The organism is Bifidobacterium sp. A11, assembly GCF_000499185.1.
GTDB lineage: Bacteria > Actinomycetota > Actinomycetes > Actinomycetales > Bifidobacteriaceae > Bombiscardovia > Bombiscardovia mizhiensis.
The window spans coordinates 116,250-130,618 of the sequence record NZ_AWUO01000001.1 but is presented as its reverse complement, the minus strand read 5'-3'; the positions used below and the strand labels follow the sequence as shown (position 1 = coordinate 130,618).

Sequence of the window (14,369 nt, the reverse complement as noted above, 5' to 3'; positions counted from 1 at the left end):
ACTCAGGTCAGGGACCAGTCCACCGGCTCGGCGCCCATGGCCTCCAGCGCTTGGTTGGCCTTGGAGAACGGACGGGACCCGAAGAAGCCGTATCGGGCCGACATGGGGCTGGGGTGCGGGGATTTGATGATGGCCGCGTTGGTTAGCAGGGGCTCCAGGCTCTGGGCCTGTCTTCCCCAAAGAATGGCTACCAGGGGCCGGATCTTGCCCTCCTGGTCGCGCCTGTCGTTCAGAGCTCGGATGGCGGCGTCGGTGATCTCCTCCCAGCCCTTGTTCCTGTGGCTGGCCGGCTTGCCCACCCGAACAGTCAGGCAGCGGTTGAGCAGCATGACCCCTCGCCGGGTCCAAGGTGTCAGATCGCCGTTGGAGGGCGTGGGCAGGCCCAGGTCAGTACTCAGCTCGGCGTAGATATTGCGCAGGGAGCCGGGGATGGGGCTGACTGCAGGATCCACGCAGAAGCTCAGGCCTACCGGATGCCCGGGAGTCGGATAGGGATCCTGGCCCACGATCAGGACCTTGATGGAGTCGAAGGGGATGGTAAAGGCGCGCAGGATATTCTTGCTGGCAGGCAGATAGCGGTGGCCCTGGGCCAGCTCGGATCTGAGGAAGTCGCCCATCCGGTGAATGTTGGGTTCGACAGGAGCGAGAGCCTTGGCCCAGCCGGGATCCACCAGGGCACTCAGAGGTTTGCGATGGGGTCGGCCCTGGCCTCCTGCTATGGTCGGAGGGTTGGTACCGGTTCCGTTCGTCGGCGCGGGGGAGGTTGCGGCAATAGGCTGGCTGCTGTTCATAAGGTCACTATATCGCTTGGTGCTATGAGCCGGTCAGGGTTGTCATGGCTCTCCCAGGCTTGCGGGAACGTCGGATGGTCAGTGGGATGCTGCTCCGGCGTCCCATTACATATAATGGTTCAGGATCCGGTGGAGCAGAGGAGAGTTCATGGCTAGCACGCGCGACAATGGGACGCAGGCGCGCCCCCAGGTTCATGATGCGTTCGACAACCCTCCCAAGGGGCCGGTCGGTGTGCATCGGGGGCCTCGTTCCCTGTCGGTCAGGGTTCTGCCCTACCTGCTGGTGGTGGTCTTGGCCGTGCTGTGCGGACTGGGCCTATGGGCTGCAGTCAGTGGCTCCCTGCCCTGGCAGCAGACGCATACTGATGCCTCCCGGGTCATCAGCAGCCATCTGCCCAAGCGGTCTGCATCCTCCTCTGCCTCAGAGAACAAGACCTCTGCTGAAGAATCCTCCCAGGGCCAGGCTTCACAACCGTCCTCACAATCGCCTTCGGCAAGTGCATCCAGCAGCAGCCCGGCACCTGTGGTCAACAGGGGCACACAGGTGGCGGTCATCAACGGAACCAGGATCACTGGTTATGCAGGCAACAAGCGTCAGGTTCTGGTCAATGCCGGTTATACTGCGGTCACGGCAACCAACCCGCAGGGCGCTCTGCCTGGCGTAAGTACGGTCCGTTACCGTGACGATGCTGACAAGGCTACCGCCCAGGAGGTGGCCAGCCTGTTGGGCATCACCCAGGTGGAGCAGTCCTCCGTGGCCTCCACTCCGGTGGAAGCCATCCTCATGCAGTGAGGTTCAACCAACCGCACGACCAAGGAAATTCGATGGCAAAAGTTCCCGAATTTCGGCTCGGCGTTTTGCAATTGCCCTATCAATGGGCCTAAACTGACCTTGCCGACCAGGCAGATGCGGTCAGTCTCGTATCTGTTGTGACGCGGCACCTATGTTAAGGAAGTTAGTTATGGCACAAGGCACTGTGAAATTCTTCAGCGCTGGCAAGGGTTACGGATTCATCAATCCCGACGATGGCGGCGAGGACGTGTTCGTGCACTACTCAGCCATTCAGTCCGATGGGTTCAAGACCCTTGATGAGGGAGATAAGGTCGAATATCAGGTGGAGCAGGGCCCCAAGGGTCTGCAGGCAACCAAGGTCACCAAGCTCTGATTGTCGTCTTCTGTATTCGTCATGGTGGATCCCGGTCATTCCGGGGTCCATTTTTTTTTAGCATTCGTTTGAGCGCAGAGTGCGGATTGTCGGTGGGCACGGCCGATATGATATACAGCCTGCAGCGTATTTTCCCCTCAGGTTGGCACTCGGCCCCACCGAGTGCTAATCTGCTGAATTAGCACTCGAGGTGCGGGAGTGATAACACGACAGCTGACGGTCGGGTTCCGTTCCACGCCGACGGTGGGTCATGAAACCTCAAGCCATGACGGAGGAAGCAACAATGGCAAAAATCATCGAGTATGACGAGGAAGCTCGTCAGGGCATGCTTGCCGGTCTGGACAAGCTGGCCGACACGGTCAAGGTCACGCTGGGTCCCAAGGGTCGCAATGTGGTACTGGACAAGTCCTACGGCGCGCCAACCATCACCAACGACGGCGTCTCCATCGCCAAGGAGATCGACCTGGAGGATCCTTACGAGCGCATCGGCGCCGAGTTAGTCAAGGAAGTCGCCAAGAAGACTGACGACGTAGCCGGAGACGGCACCACCACCGCCACCGTACTGGCCCAGTCCCTGGTGCATGAGGGTCTGAAGAACGTGGCTGCCGGGTCCAACCCCATCGCCCTGCGTCGCGGCATCGAGAAGGCCGCCGATGCCATCGTCAAGGAGCTCGTGGCACAGTCCAAGGAAGTCGAGACCAAGGATCAGATCGCTGCCACCGCCACCATCTCTGCAGGCGACCCCGAGATCGGCAATGAGATCGCCGAGGCTCTGGACAAGGTCGGTCAGGACGGCGTGGTCACCGTCGAGGACAACAACCGCTTCGGCCTGGATCTGGAGTTCACCGAGGGCATGCGTTTCGACAAGGGCTACATTGCTCCCTACTTCGTCACCAACAACGACGACCAGACCGCCGTTCTGGATGATCCCTACATTCTGCTGACCTCAGGCAAGGTCTCCAGCCAGCAGGACGTGGTTCACATCGCCGAGCTGGTCATGAAGACCGGCAAGCCGCTGCTGATCGTCGCTGAGGACGTGGACGGCGAGGCGCTGCCCACCCTGATCCTCAACAAGATCCGCGGCACCTTCAACTCCTGCGCCGTCAAGGCCCCTGGCTTCGGCGACCGCCGCAAGGCCATGCTGCAGGATATGGCTATTCTGACCGGCGCACAGGTGGTTTCCGATGAGCTCGGCCTCAAGCTGGACTCCATCGACATGAGCGTGCTGGGCACCGCCAAGAAGGTCATCGTCTCCAAGGACGAGACCACCATCGTCTCCGGAGGTGGTTCCAAGGACGAGGTCTCCGCTCGCGTGGGCCAGATCCGCACCGAGATCGAGAACACCGACTCCGACTACGACCGTGAGAAGCTGCAGGAGCGGCTGGCCAAGCTGGCCGGCGGCGTGGCCGTCATCAAGGTCGGCGCAGCCACCGAGGTCGAAGCCAAGGAGCGCAAGCACCGCATCGAAGATGCTGTCCGCAACGCCAAGGCCGCCATCGAGGAGGGCCTGCTGCCCGGAGGTGGCGTGGCTCTGGTTCAGGCCGCTGCCAAGGCCGAGAAGGATGTCAAGCTGGATGGCGACGAGTCCACCGGCGCATCCATCGTTTTCCGCGCCATCGAGGCCCCCATCAAGCAGATTGCCGAGAACAGCGGCGTCTCCGGTGACGTGGTCATCAACAAGGTTCGTTCGCTGCCTGCTGGTCAGGGCTTCAACGCCGCCAACAACGAGTACCAGGACCTGCTGGAGGCCGGCGTGGCCGACCCCGTCAAGGTGACCCGTTCTGCCCTGCAGAACGCTGCGTCCATTGCCGGGCTCTTCCTGACCACCGAGGCCGTCGTAGCCAACAAGCCTGAGCCTCCGGCACCTGCTGCCGCTCAGCCTCAGGGCGACATGGGCTACTGATCCCTTGAGGTTCGGCCCAGCTTTTCGGCTGAACTGATTGATCGCCAGAGACAGGGGCCTGCGCACCGGATAATGGTGCGCAGGCCCCTGTCTCTGTTCTTGTACTCGTTGACCGTCTGTTTTCGTTTTCCACATATGCTTGCCAGGTCTGGGGCCGATCCGCCATGATCACATAGCTCCAGGTTGCCTGCATGTATCAACCAGGCGTCAGGCTCCGGCGAATAGACGGGTGGCCTGTGCCTCGGTGTCCGCATAGAGCGACGATGCCTGTGTCAGAGCTGCCTGGATACCTTCAAGCGCCTGTTCCATCTGAGCCTGCGAGGCGCGCCACTGCTGGGCCACCGTGGCGAATTGGCTGGCCGCCGAGCCCTGCCAGACGCTTTGCAGATTGTCCAGATTGGTGTACATTCCCGCCACGGCATCTCTGATGGCCCCTATTGAGCCGCTGACCGCGCCGGAGGCCGTCTGTATCTGATCAGAATCAACTTGGAACCGTGTCATGATTGTCCTTTCCGTGAATGGCGGTGATGGTGGGGGAGTCCGCTGCCGTCAACCGCTACTGTGGACACTATGACAGTGTTCAAGCAGTTGCCCCGTCCGCGGACCCATGTGGTCGAACGAGCCCCCTTCCACAAGACGAATCCGGTCGGCTTTTCACCCATAAGGCGGGTGCTGGCTTTCCTGCTCCTGATGATTGTGATGGTCGGCGTCCTAGAACCGATCAGGGCTTTTGCCGATGAGCCTCAGACTGGGGCCGGAACCATGACCGACACGATCACCGATCCGCAGAATTTGCTGGGTTCGGACGTGGGATCAGTCAAGGATGCTATCGAGGAAACCGCGCAGCAGACAGGAGTATCGGTCCGACTGCTCTACCTTCCGCATTTCTATCAGGGTGTTAAGCCTGAGACCTGGGCATCCAGGGTGCTCGAATCGATGAAGCCTACCCACGACACGGTCCTGCTGGCTGTGGCCTCTCAGGACGGCAAATTGGTCGTGGCGGTCTCCAGCAACTCGCAGGCCTGGCTCAAGGACCAATCCAGCGTGGATCAGCTCTCGCAGGCGGCTCTGGAGCCGGTCACCAAGGGCCGCAATCCCGACTGGGTGGGCTCGGCCAAGGCCATGATGGACCAGGTTGAGACTCTTGACCAAAACCACCGGCATCGCCGGGTGATGATCATTGCTCTTTCGGCGACGGTTGTCGTCCTGATCGTGCTGGGCGTAGCCGTTACGATTTGGTGGCGTCGCAGTAGCCGAACCGGGGCTCATCATCGCAAGTCCGGCGCTGCGAAGAAACAATTACGCCCGGCAGAGACGGTCAGCAAACTATCAGATAATACCCAGAAAGACGCGGCAAGCTGAAACCATGAGCAAACCGACGCAAGCACAACTGGTCGTGGTCGACGACGAACCGTCCATCAGGGATCTGCTGGTGGCCTCCCTGCATTTCGCGGGCTTTGCAGTCGAGACCGCGGCGTCCGGCTCCGAGGCCATTCAGGTCATTGAGCGCGTCCAGCCCGATCTGATCGTCCTGGATGTCATGTTGCCTGATATCGATGGATTCACGGTCACCTCCCGTATCCGTCAGGAGGGAATCGAGGCGCCGGTGCTCTTCCTGACGGCCAGGGATGATACCCAGGACAAGGTCATGGGACTGACTGTGGGCGGCGACGACTACGTGACCAAACCTTTCAGCCTGGAGGAGGTTGTGGCCAGGATCAAGGCCATATTGCGCAGGACGCGCGAGCATCAGGAGGACGATCCGATCATCCGCGTAGGGGATCTGGAAATCAACGAGGATTCGCACGACGTCACCAGGGCGGGTCGACCCATCGACCTGAGCCCGACCGAATACAAGCTGCTGCGCTACCTGATGGACAATGAGGGCCGTGTGCTCAGCAAGGCGCAGATTCTGGATCATGTCTGGCAGTACGACTGGGGTGGGGATGCGGCCATTGTGGAGTCCTACATCTCCTACCTGCGCAAGAAGGTGGATGGCATCACCATCAGCGACGGACACGGTGGGGAGCGCAAGGTCACCCCGCTGATCGAGACCAAGCGGGGCATCGGTTACATGATTCGGGCCCCTAGGCAGAACGCATCGGATGGCGGCGATGGCGACTAGTCCCTTGGGCTCGACCCCTATGGCAGAACCGTCGGCTACTCACGACCCGAGGTCGGCTGACAGGGCCAACTCAGCCATGGGTTCGGATTCTGACAAGGGAAACGGCTCCGGCAGATCGAGGGGTCGGTCCATGCACAGGTCGCCGCTGGCTGCCATTCCCCTAAGCACCAAACTTGTAGCCAGCATGCTCATCCTGCTCATCGTGGGTACGGTGGGCGTCTCTGTGGCCATCTGCCAGATGGCCGACGACTATCTGATGAAGCGCACGGACTCCCAGCTGATTCGCCAGGCCAACCTGGGCATCCGCAACGCCACCCTTCTGCGCCAGGAGGACCTGAGCAAGAATGGCCTTGGCCCCACTGATTACTTCCTGCAGATCCGCGACGATAAGCTGCACATTATTTCGGACGATCTGAATCCCATGCAGGTCAACGGTGTCATATCCCGCCCGCGTCTGCCCGCCGACGGCAGCCTGGATTCGATACCTCTGGGCAAGCCGACCACGGTGCCGGCCTATGTGCGCGTCTCTCGACAGGCTTCGCCAGACCGGGACACCATGAAGCGAGCCCGGGCCTCCTGGCGGGTGGTGGCCATGCAGTGGAAGCTGCGCAATGAACTGGACGGCTCCGAAATCAGCGGCGTCCTCTTCATCGGTCTGTCCATGAGCGACCAGGACGAGGCCGTGCACGATCTGACGGCTTTCTGCATGATCATTTCCGTTGTTGTGGTCCTTCTGGGTGGAGTCATATCGGTCCTGCTGATCCAGTCCACCCTGGTTCCCCTCAAACGCATTGAGAAGACCGCTGCCAAGATAGCGGCCGGTGACCTATCTCAACGCATTCCCAGCTTCCCCGAGAATACCGAGGTGGGTTCCCTGGCAGCATCCCTGAACGCCATGCTGGCGCGAATCGAGCGTTCCTTCGACGAGCAGCGCCAGACCACCGAGAAAATGAAGCAGTTCGTTTCGGATGCCAGCCATGAGCTTCGTACCCCTCTGGCCGCCATCCACGGCTATGCAGAGCTCTACAGGATGCAGCGCGACTATCCAGGTGCTCTGGAGCGGGCCGACAAGTCCATCCAGCACATCGAGGACTCTTCGACCAGGATGACGGTCCTGGTCACGGATCTGCTCTCGCTTGCGCGCCTGGATGAGGGCAGGGGGATCGATCCGACCCTACCGGTCGATCTGACTGGACTGGTGCGAGACGGGGTGGACGACCTGCATGCCTTGGACCCGGGCAGAGAAGTGGCTACAGGAAAGGTCTGCCTGCACACCGAAGATCAACCCGCCCCCAAGAGATGCCGGTCACGCCCAACAAGGGTCTGCCAGGCCTCAAGGGGCGCAACAAGGAAAAGATCACCGTGGGCGACCACCTTGGCCCAGCCGTCAGCTTGGACATCCAGGAGGGTTCCCTGCCATCGGTACCGGTGACTGGCGACCCCAGCCGCCTGCGTCAGGTGATTACCAATATCGTGGGCAATATCCACCGCTACACCCCATCTGATTCGCCGGTCCAGGTGGGGCTGGGCCTGGTCAAGGCGACCATCGCTCCAGCCGATTTGACCAGGTTGGAGGCCACTGAGTCCTCGCTGGGACACCTGACCGAGGCGATCCAGGTGGCAGAGAACAGCCATGTGGGCACCGACTACGCCATCATCCGAGTGGTCGACCACGGGCCTGGTGTCCCGGAGGAATCCAGGTCCAGGCTCTTCGAGCGCTTCTACACGGCAGACCCATCCAGGGCTCGGGAGAAAGGCGGCACGGGGCTTGGACTGGCCATTGTCCAGTCCATCGTCAAGGCCCACCAGGGGTTCATCTGTGCCTCGCAGACTCCGGGGGGCGGCTTGACCTTCACCATCGTCATACCCCAGGGCGCCAACCGGGATCAGGGGCGCGCTGAAGGCCAGACCAATCTTGCCGCCAACAGTCCCGTACGCCCATGACAAGATGGGTCGTCCTGCCCGCCCGGGTCAGGTAGACTGATTCCGGATATAACTGTTCAAGAAGTAACGTAAGGAAGTGGCAGAGCATGCCCAGCGGGAGAGTACGGTGGTACGACGCCAAGCGGGGGTTCGGGTTCATCACGGATGAACAAGGTGGGGATGTCTTCCTGCCCTCATCAGCCCTGCCTGCTGGGGTATCTACCTTACGCAAGGGATCCCGGGTGGAGTTCTCGGTGGCTGAGGGCCGCAAGGGTCCCCAGGCCCTGGATCTGAAGCTGGTGGGGCCGACCCCCTCCATTCTGCGTGCCAAGCGACCCGATCCGGACGATATGGCCGCCATCGTGGAGGATCTGATCAAGCTGCTGGACTCCGCGGGCAATGGCCTGCGCCGGCACCACTATCCAGGTCGGGCTGAATCCGCCAAGCTGGCCACCCTCCTGAGGGCTGTGGCCGATGACTTTGACGTGCCGGACTGAGTGGGCGGCGAGAAGAATCCGATCTGGATCGGCCTGGTTCGGTCCAACTGATGATGAAGGTGTGATAGATGGTTCAAGAGGACCTGGATCCTGAGGAACTGGCCAGGCGAGTGGCTCTGAGCGTGGCCGCCGACAGTGATGAGGTCGGTGAATTGGTCGGCCGCACCCTGATTGGGGACGGAGTCTGGGACTACCGGTTCGCCTCGGCCATCAAGGGTTATGAGGGCTGGCAGTGGTCGGTCACCCTCTACCGCGATGAGGATGCCGATACCTGGACTGTGGATGAATCCTCTCTGGTGCCTACCGATGCGGCCCTGCAGCCCCCGGCATGGGTTCCCTGGAAGGATCGCCTGCTGCCCTCGGATCTGAGCGTGACCGATGTCATGGGAACCGAGCCGGACGACCCCAGGCTGATAGCAGGATACAAGCCTGTGCAAGCCGGTTATCAGAATTCTGAAGTACAGCAGAACCCTGAAGATAATAACCCTGAAGATAATGAAGAAGGCCAGAAAGAGTCAGCCTCGGTTGATGCTGATGGTGTGGTTTTTCGCCTGGTAGGCCGCCCAGGTGAAGAAAAAGACGCTCAGGAGCAGGAACCTAAAGATCAGGCTTCCCTCGGCGCACAGACCTCTTCCGCTGATTTGGATGAGGCTGTCGACTGCTTCGCTCTGAGCCGCCGACACGTGATGACCGCCGAGGCCAGGACGGCCACCGCCAAGCGCTGGTACGAGGGGCAGCACGGCCCCAAGTCCCTGTCGACCCGCACAGCCAAGGGCAAGGCCTGCGAGACCTGTGGCTTCATGATTCCGCTGGCAGGTGACCTTGGAACCATGTTTGGTGTATGTGCCAATCGTTGGAGCCCGGACGACGGACGCGTGGTCTCTCTGGATCATGGCTGCGGCGAGCATTCCGAGATCGAACCCCAGGAGGAGTCCCATCTCTGGGTCCAGTCCCAGCCGGCCTATGACGATCTTCATATTGACGTGGTCAGGCAGAAGCCCCGCGAGGAGCGCTCTGAGGTGGAACTCATGGAGCAGATGCAGTCGGAAGACGGCTCAGAGGACTGATTCCAAGGCCTCGTTGCGTTCAGAGCGCAATCACCGGCGGGCCGAGAATAAACGTCACCGTAAATCTGTAGAGTGAATTACGGATCAAAGGGAAGGACAAGTATGTTCGAACGGTTTACCGACCGTGCGCGGCGGGTGATTGTGCTGGCGCAGGAAGAGGCCCGCACCCTGCAGCACAATTACATCGGCACCGAGCACCTCCTCCTGGGCCTGATCAGGGAGGGTGACGGTGTTGCCGCCAAGGCCCTGGCCTCCAAGGGCGTGGAACTGGATGCCACCCGCAAGCAGGTTGAGGAGATGATCGGTAAGGGCAATGCGGTTCCCAATGGGCATATCCCATTTACGCCGCACGCCCGTCAGGTTCTGGAGCTGTCACTGCGCGAGGCGCTTCAGCTGGGTCACTCTTACATTGGCACCGAGCACATTCTGCTGGGACTCATCCGCGAGGGTGAGGGCGTCGGCACCCAGGTGCTGATCAAGATGGGTGTGGACTTGGGCGATCTGCGGACCGCCACTATTGACATGATTCGCGGCAACCACGAGGGCGGCGACGCTGGCAAGGGTGATCTGGCCAATGCCGGCGGCGTTTCCAACAAGGGTGGACAGACCGGTTCGGCCATCCTGGACCAGTTCGGCAGGAACCTGACCCAGGAGGCTGCGGAAGGCAAGCTGGATCCAGTCATCGGCCGGGCCAACGAGATCGAGCGGGTCATGGTCGTCCTCTCCAGGAGGACCAAGAACAACCCGGTGCTTATCGGCGAACCTGGCGTGGGCAAGACCGCCGTGGTCGAGGGCCTGGCGCAGAAGATTCATGAGGGCGATGTTCCCGAGACCCTCAAGGGCAAGCAGGTCTACTCGCTGGATCTGGGTTCCATGGTGGCCGGTTCACGCTACCGGGGCGACTTCGAGGAGCGCCTGAAGAAGGTGCTCAAGGAGATCAAGACCCGGGGCGACATCATCCTCTTCATCGATGAGATTCACACCATCGTTGGAGCTGGTTCGGCCGACGGTGCTCTGGGTGCCTCTGACATGCTCAAGCCGCTGCTGGCCCGCGGCGAGCTGCAGACCATCGGAGCGACCACTACCGACGAGTACCGCAAGTACATAGAGAAGGATGCGGCTCTGGAGCGGCGTTTCCAGCCCATTCAGGTCTCCGAGCCCACCATCGCCCAGACCATCGAGATCCTCAAGGGTCTGCGCGGTCGCTACGAGCATCATCATCACGTCACTATCACTGACAAGGCCCTGCAGTCGGCCGCTGAGCTTTCTGCACGCTACATTCAGGACAGGAATCTGCCTGACAAGGCTATCGATCTGATCGATGAGGCCGGCGCACGTCTGCGCATCAAGCGTCTGACCGCTCCGCCGGAGCTCAAGGAACTGGACGCCAAGGTGGATCGCATCTCCGCTCAGAAGGATCAGGCCATCAAGGATCAGGACTTCGAGAAGGCCGCTCAGCTGCGCGACAGCCAGGAGAAGCTGGAGGCCGAGCGCAAGGAGAAGGAGCAGGCCTGGCACGAGGGCGAGTCCGACGTCAAGATGGTTGTCGATGAGGATGTAATCGCCGAGGTGGTCTCCTCGACCACCGGCATCCCGGTCTTCAAGCTGACCCAGGCCGAGTCCAAGAAGCTCCTGGGTATGGAGAAGGAGCTGCACAAGCGGATCATCGGCCAGGATGAGGCCGTCTCCGCCCTGTCCCGCTCTATCCGTCGTACCCGTGTGGGCCTCAAGGACCCCAAGCGTCCAGCAGGTTCCTTCATCTTCGCCGGTCCCACCGGCGTGGGTAAGACCGAGCTGGCCAAGGCTCTGGCCCAGTTCCTCTTTGACGATGAGGATGCTTTGATCCGGGTGGATATGTCCGAGTTCTCGGAGAAATACTCTACCTCTCGTCTCTTCGGTGCCCCTCCGGGGTACGTGGGTTACGAAGAGGGCGGCGAGCTGACCGAGAAGGTCAGGCGCAAGCCATTCTCCGTGGTTCTCTTCGACGAGATCGAGAAGGCTCATCCGGACATCTTCAATACCCTTCTGCAGGTGCTGGACGATGGCCATCTGACCGATGGACAGGGTCGCGTGGTGGACTTCAAGAACACCATCATCATCCTGACCACCAACCTGGGAACCCGCGACATCGCCAAGGCGGCCAACACCGGCTTCAACGTGAGCGGCAACACTGAGACCTCCTATCAGCGGATGAAGGATCAGGTGACCAGCGAGCTCAAGCAGCAGTTCAGGCCTGAGTTCCTGAACCGCCTGGATGACATCATCGTCTTCCAGCAGCTGACCGAGCCTCAGGTCCGTCAGATTGTCGATCTGGACATCGCTCAGCTCAACGATCGTCTCTTCGAGCGTCATATGTCCCTGGATCTGACCGACAAGGCCAAGGACCTGCTGGCCGAGAAGGGGTTCGATCCGCTCCTGGGTGCCCGGCCTCTGCGTCGCGTCATCCAGCGGGACATCGAAGATGCCGTCTCCGAGAAGATCCTCATGGGCGACCTTACGGACAACGAGTCCGTCCAGGTCGATGCCGAAGGAGAAGGCATCCTGGGCGAGTTCACCTTCACTGGCAAGCCCTTCGAGGGACCTCGTCATGCAGCCAGCTCTGCTGATGGGCAGGACCAGAAGTCCGAACTGGTCGGAGCACAGGTGTCTGCTACCCCGGATGTTGACCTCTCTGAGGATGCTTCCCAGGTAGAGCGAGCTGATCATCCTTTGGGGGATGAGCCATCAGAGGGTTCAGCTGAGTAAACAGACCTGAATCGCTCTCAGGATATTCAGCAGCGAATCAAGGTTCAAACCATAGTGATGGGGGTGGGAACACAAGTCGTGTTCCCGCCCCCATCACTGTTATTATCGAGCTCTCCCAATTCAATGCTGCCATCATACAGGCCCTACCTAATGCTGCATTAGGTAGGGCCTGGTCAGGGATGGTGGGGAGAGTGAACTTTACAGGTAGAGCCTCTGCTCCTTGGTGCGTACTTCCTCGTAGGCCTGGTGGGCCTGCTTGCTGGAATCGATATGGGCTACCTGCGGCGTCGCTACATCCCACCAGGCCTGGGAGGAGTCGTCGCGGACAACAGGGTCTACTGTCACGTAGATGGCGGCTATGGTATCGCCGTCGACGGCCTTCTTGACTGCGGCCTTGAGTTCTTCAGCATTGGTGGGGCAATAGGTGGGTACGCCGTATCCCTCCAGTATCTTCGGGAAGTCGATAGGCAGGTAGTGGTCCTCGTCCTCCAACCCCTGCTCATTCTTCATGTAGAAGCGGGTTTCAAACCCCTGTGATCCCACCTGATGGGAAAGGGTGTTGATGGAACCGAACCCATGATTGTCGACCAGGATGATGATGATTTTTTCATGTTCCTGGATGGCCGTGAGGACATCCTGGTGGTACATGAGGAAGGAGGCATCCCCGATGAAGGTGAAGATCTCCCGATCCGGTGCTGCCATGCGCATCCCTAGGCCAGCTGGTATTTCGTATCCCATGCAGGAATATCCGTATTCGACGGAATAGCCCAGAGGGGATCCTGGTCGCCAGAGTTTCTGCAGGTCGCTAGGCATGGATCCGGCAGCATTGACCACCACATCCTGAGGCTTGGCGAAGCTGTTGACAATGCCAATAACCTCCTTTTGGCCGAGCTTGTCATCTCCGGGAATATGCTGGGTCTGCCGAACAACTTCCGCCCTTGCCTCATCTGCAGCATCTTCTGCCTGCTTGCGGTAGTCAGGAGGTACCTGCCAGTCTGCCAGAGCCCGGTCCAGTTCACGAATTGCCTCACGGGCATCCCCGACGACCGGGATGGCTGCTTCCTTGTTGGCATCAAAGGAGGCCACGTTGATATTGACGAACCGTACCGAGGGATCCTGGAACATGGTATTCGAGGCTGAGGTGAAGTCGGTGTACCTGGTTCCGATGCCGATGATCAAGTCGGCCTGCCGGGCTAGCTGATTGGCATATTTGAGTCCGATAGAGCCGAGGGGCCCAACATTCAGCGGATGCTCATAGGCTACAGCCCCCTTGGCAGCCTGAGTGCTGCCCACGGGAATGCCGGTGTGTTCGATGAAGTCCGTCAGTTCCTGGCTGGCTGAAGAGTAGACCGTGCCGCCGCCGGCAATGATGAAGGGACGTTTACTGGCCCGTATGGCTTCGGCGGCTGCAGCCAAAGCGTCCGCATCCGCCCTGGGCCTGCCGATCCTCCAGGTGCGTTCCTTGAAGAGGGAGGTGGGGAAGTCGTAGGCTTCGGCCTGAACATCCTGGGGCAGACAGAGTGTTACCGCTCCTGTCTTCGCCGGGTTCGTCAGCGTTTCCATGGCTGCCAGGAGCGCTGCTGGCAGTTGTTCAGGGCGATTGATCCTATCCCAGTAGCGACTGACGGGGCGCAGGGCATCGTTGCCGGAAACGTCATAGGAGCGTTCGTCCTCAATCTGTTGCAGGACTGAACCGGCACGGCGGGTTGAGAAAATATCGCTGGGCAGCAAGAGGACAGGAAGATGGTTGACGGTCGCCGTGCCAGCCGCTGTCACCAGGTTGGCGGCTCCTGGACCGATGGAGGTGGTCACGGCCATGGCGCCCATGCGGTTTTTCAGGCGTGCATAGCCCACGGCTATGTGGCCCATGCCTTGTTCATTGCGCCCTTGGATGAAGCGCATTCGTTCTTTCTCTTCTAAGAACGCCTGCCCAACGCCGCCGACATTGCCATGTCCCATGATGCCCAGGGCGCCTCCGAAGAAAGTGTTGGTCTGCCCGTCTCGGGTGACTTGTTGGGCCTCTAAGAACCGTACAATGGCCTGTCCGACCGTCAATCGTATCGTTGATACCATTTCGATGTATCCCTCGCTTTCGTATATACATACCCTCAAGTAGCCACCGGCTCATGCCTACAGGCGTCCTTGCCCTGCC

General features: G+C 60.5%; 11 protein-coding genes and 1 pseudogene. 9 read left to right on the top strand and 3 right to left on the bottom strand.

Annotated elements, in window-relative coordinates; translation table 11 throughout:
- Positions 1-2: 2 nt before the first annotated feature.
- On the bottom strand, positions 3-791 hold the full coding sequence (locus P273_RS0100530) for a uracil-DNA glycosylase (protein ID WP_024626577.1): 789 nt from the start codon (positions 789-791) through the stop codon (positions 3-5).
- Positions 792-939: 148 nt separating this feature from the next.
- Here P273_RS0100530 and P273_RS0100525 point away from each other — a divergent pair, with 148 nt between their 5' ends.
- From P273_RS0100525 to groL, 3 genes are all read left to right on the top strand, one after another.
- Entirely contained in the window at positions 940-1,584 is a 645-nt protein-coding gene (locus P273_RS0100525) for a LytR C-terminal domain-containing protein (RefSeq protein ID WP_024626576.1), read from the top strand.
- Positions 1,585-1,753: 169 nt separating this feature from the next.
- Positions 1,754-1,957: a cold-shock protein gene (locus P273_RS0100520; protein ID WP_015022108.1), complete on the top strand. Its 204-nt coding sequence runs from the start codon at positions 1,754-1,756 to the stop codon at positions 1,955-1,957.
- A 283-nt stretch (positions 1,958-2,240) separates the two neighbouring features.
- The gene (groL, locus tag P273_RS0100515) at positions 2,241-3,860 is read left to right on the top strand and encodes a chaperonin GroEL (protein WP_024626575.1); all 1,620 of its coding nucleotides are present in this window, start codon (positions 2,241-2,243) and stop codon (positions 3,858-3,860) included.
- A gap of 207 nt (positions 3,861-4,067) precedes the next feature.
- Here the strand turns inward: groL and P273_RS0100510 are convergent, their stop codons facing one another.
- A complete protein-coding gene (locus P273_RS0100510; protein ID WP_024626574.1) occupies positions 4,068-4,361 on the bottom strand; it encodes a WXG100 family type VII secretion target in 294 nt (97 codons plus the stop codon).
- 69 nt (positions 4,362-4,430) lie between these two features.
- On the opposite strand from P273_RS0100510, the gene P273_RS0100505 reads away from it, so the two are divergent.
- The 6 genes and pseudogenes from P273_RS0100505 (at position 4,431) to P273_RS0100475 (ending at position 12,217) form a co-directional block, all read left to right on the top strand.
- The gene (locus P273_RS0100505; RefSeq protein WP_024626573.1) at positions 4,431-5,222 is read left to right on the top strand and encodes a TPM domain-containing protein; all 792 of its coding nucleotides are present in this window, start codon (positions 4,431-4,433) and stop codon (positions 5,220-5,222) included.
- Positions 5,223-5,226: 4 nt separating this feature from the next.
- Positions 5,227-5,985 carry a response regulator transcription factor gene (locus P273_RS0100500; RefSeq protein WP_024626572.1) on the top strand — a complete coding sequence of 253 codons (759 nt, stop codon included), beginning with the start codon at positions 5,227-5,229 and terminating at the stop codon, positions 5,983-5,985.
- Positions 5,975-7,929: pseudogene (locus P273_RS10140) on the top strand (sensor histidine kinase). Before P273_RS0100500 ends, P273_RS10140 begins: the two are co-directional and overlap by 11 nt.
- Before the next feature lie 86 nt (positions 7,930-8,015).
- Positions 8,016-8,405, top strand: a complete 390-nt coding sequence (locus tag P273_RS0100485) for a cold-shock protein (protein ID WP_024626571.1) — start codon at positions 8,016-8,018, stop codon at positions 8,403-8,405.
- 68 nt (positions 8,406-8,473) lie between these two features.
- Positions 8,474-9,472, top strand: a complete 999-nt coding sequence (locus P273_RS0100480) for a DUF3027 domain-containing protein (protein ID WP_024626570.1) — start codon at positions 8,474-8,476, stop codon at positions 9,470-9,472.
- 102 nt (positions 9,473-9,574) lie between these two features.
- A complete protein-coding gene (locus P273_RS0100475; protein WP_024626569.1) occupies positions 9,575-12,217 on the top strand; it encodes an ATP-dependent Clp protease ATP-binding subunit in 2,643 nt (880 codons plus the stop codon).
- A 198-nt stretch (positions 12,218-12,415) separates the two neighbouring features.
- Here the strand turns inward: P273_RS0100475 and iolD are convergent, their stop codons facing one another.
- A complete protein-coding gene (gene iolD / locus P273_RS0100470) occupies positions 12,416-14,290 on the bottom strand; it encodes a 3D-(3,5/4)-trihydroxycyclohexane-1,2-dione acylhydrolase (decyclizing) (RefSeq protein ID WP_024626568.1) in 1,875 nt (624 codons plus the stop codon).
- Between the last annotated feature and the right edge of the window lie 79 nt (positions 14,291-14,369).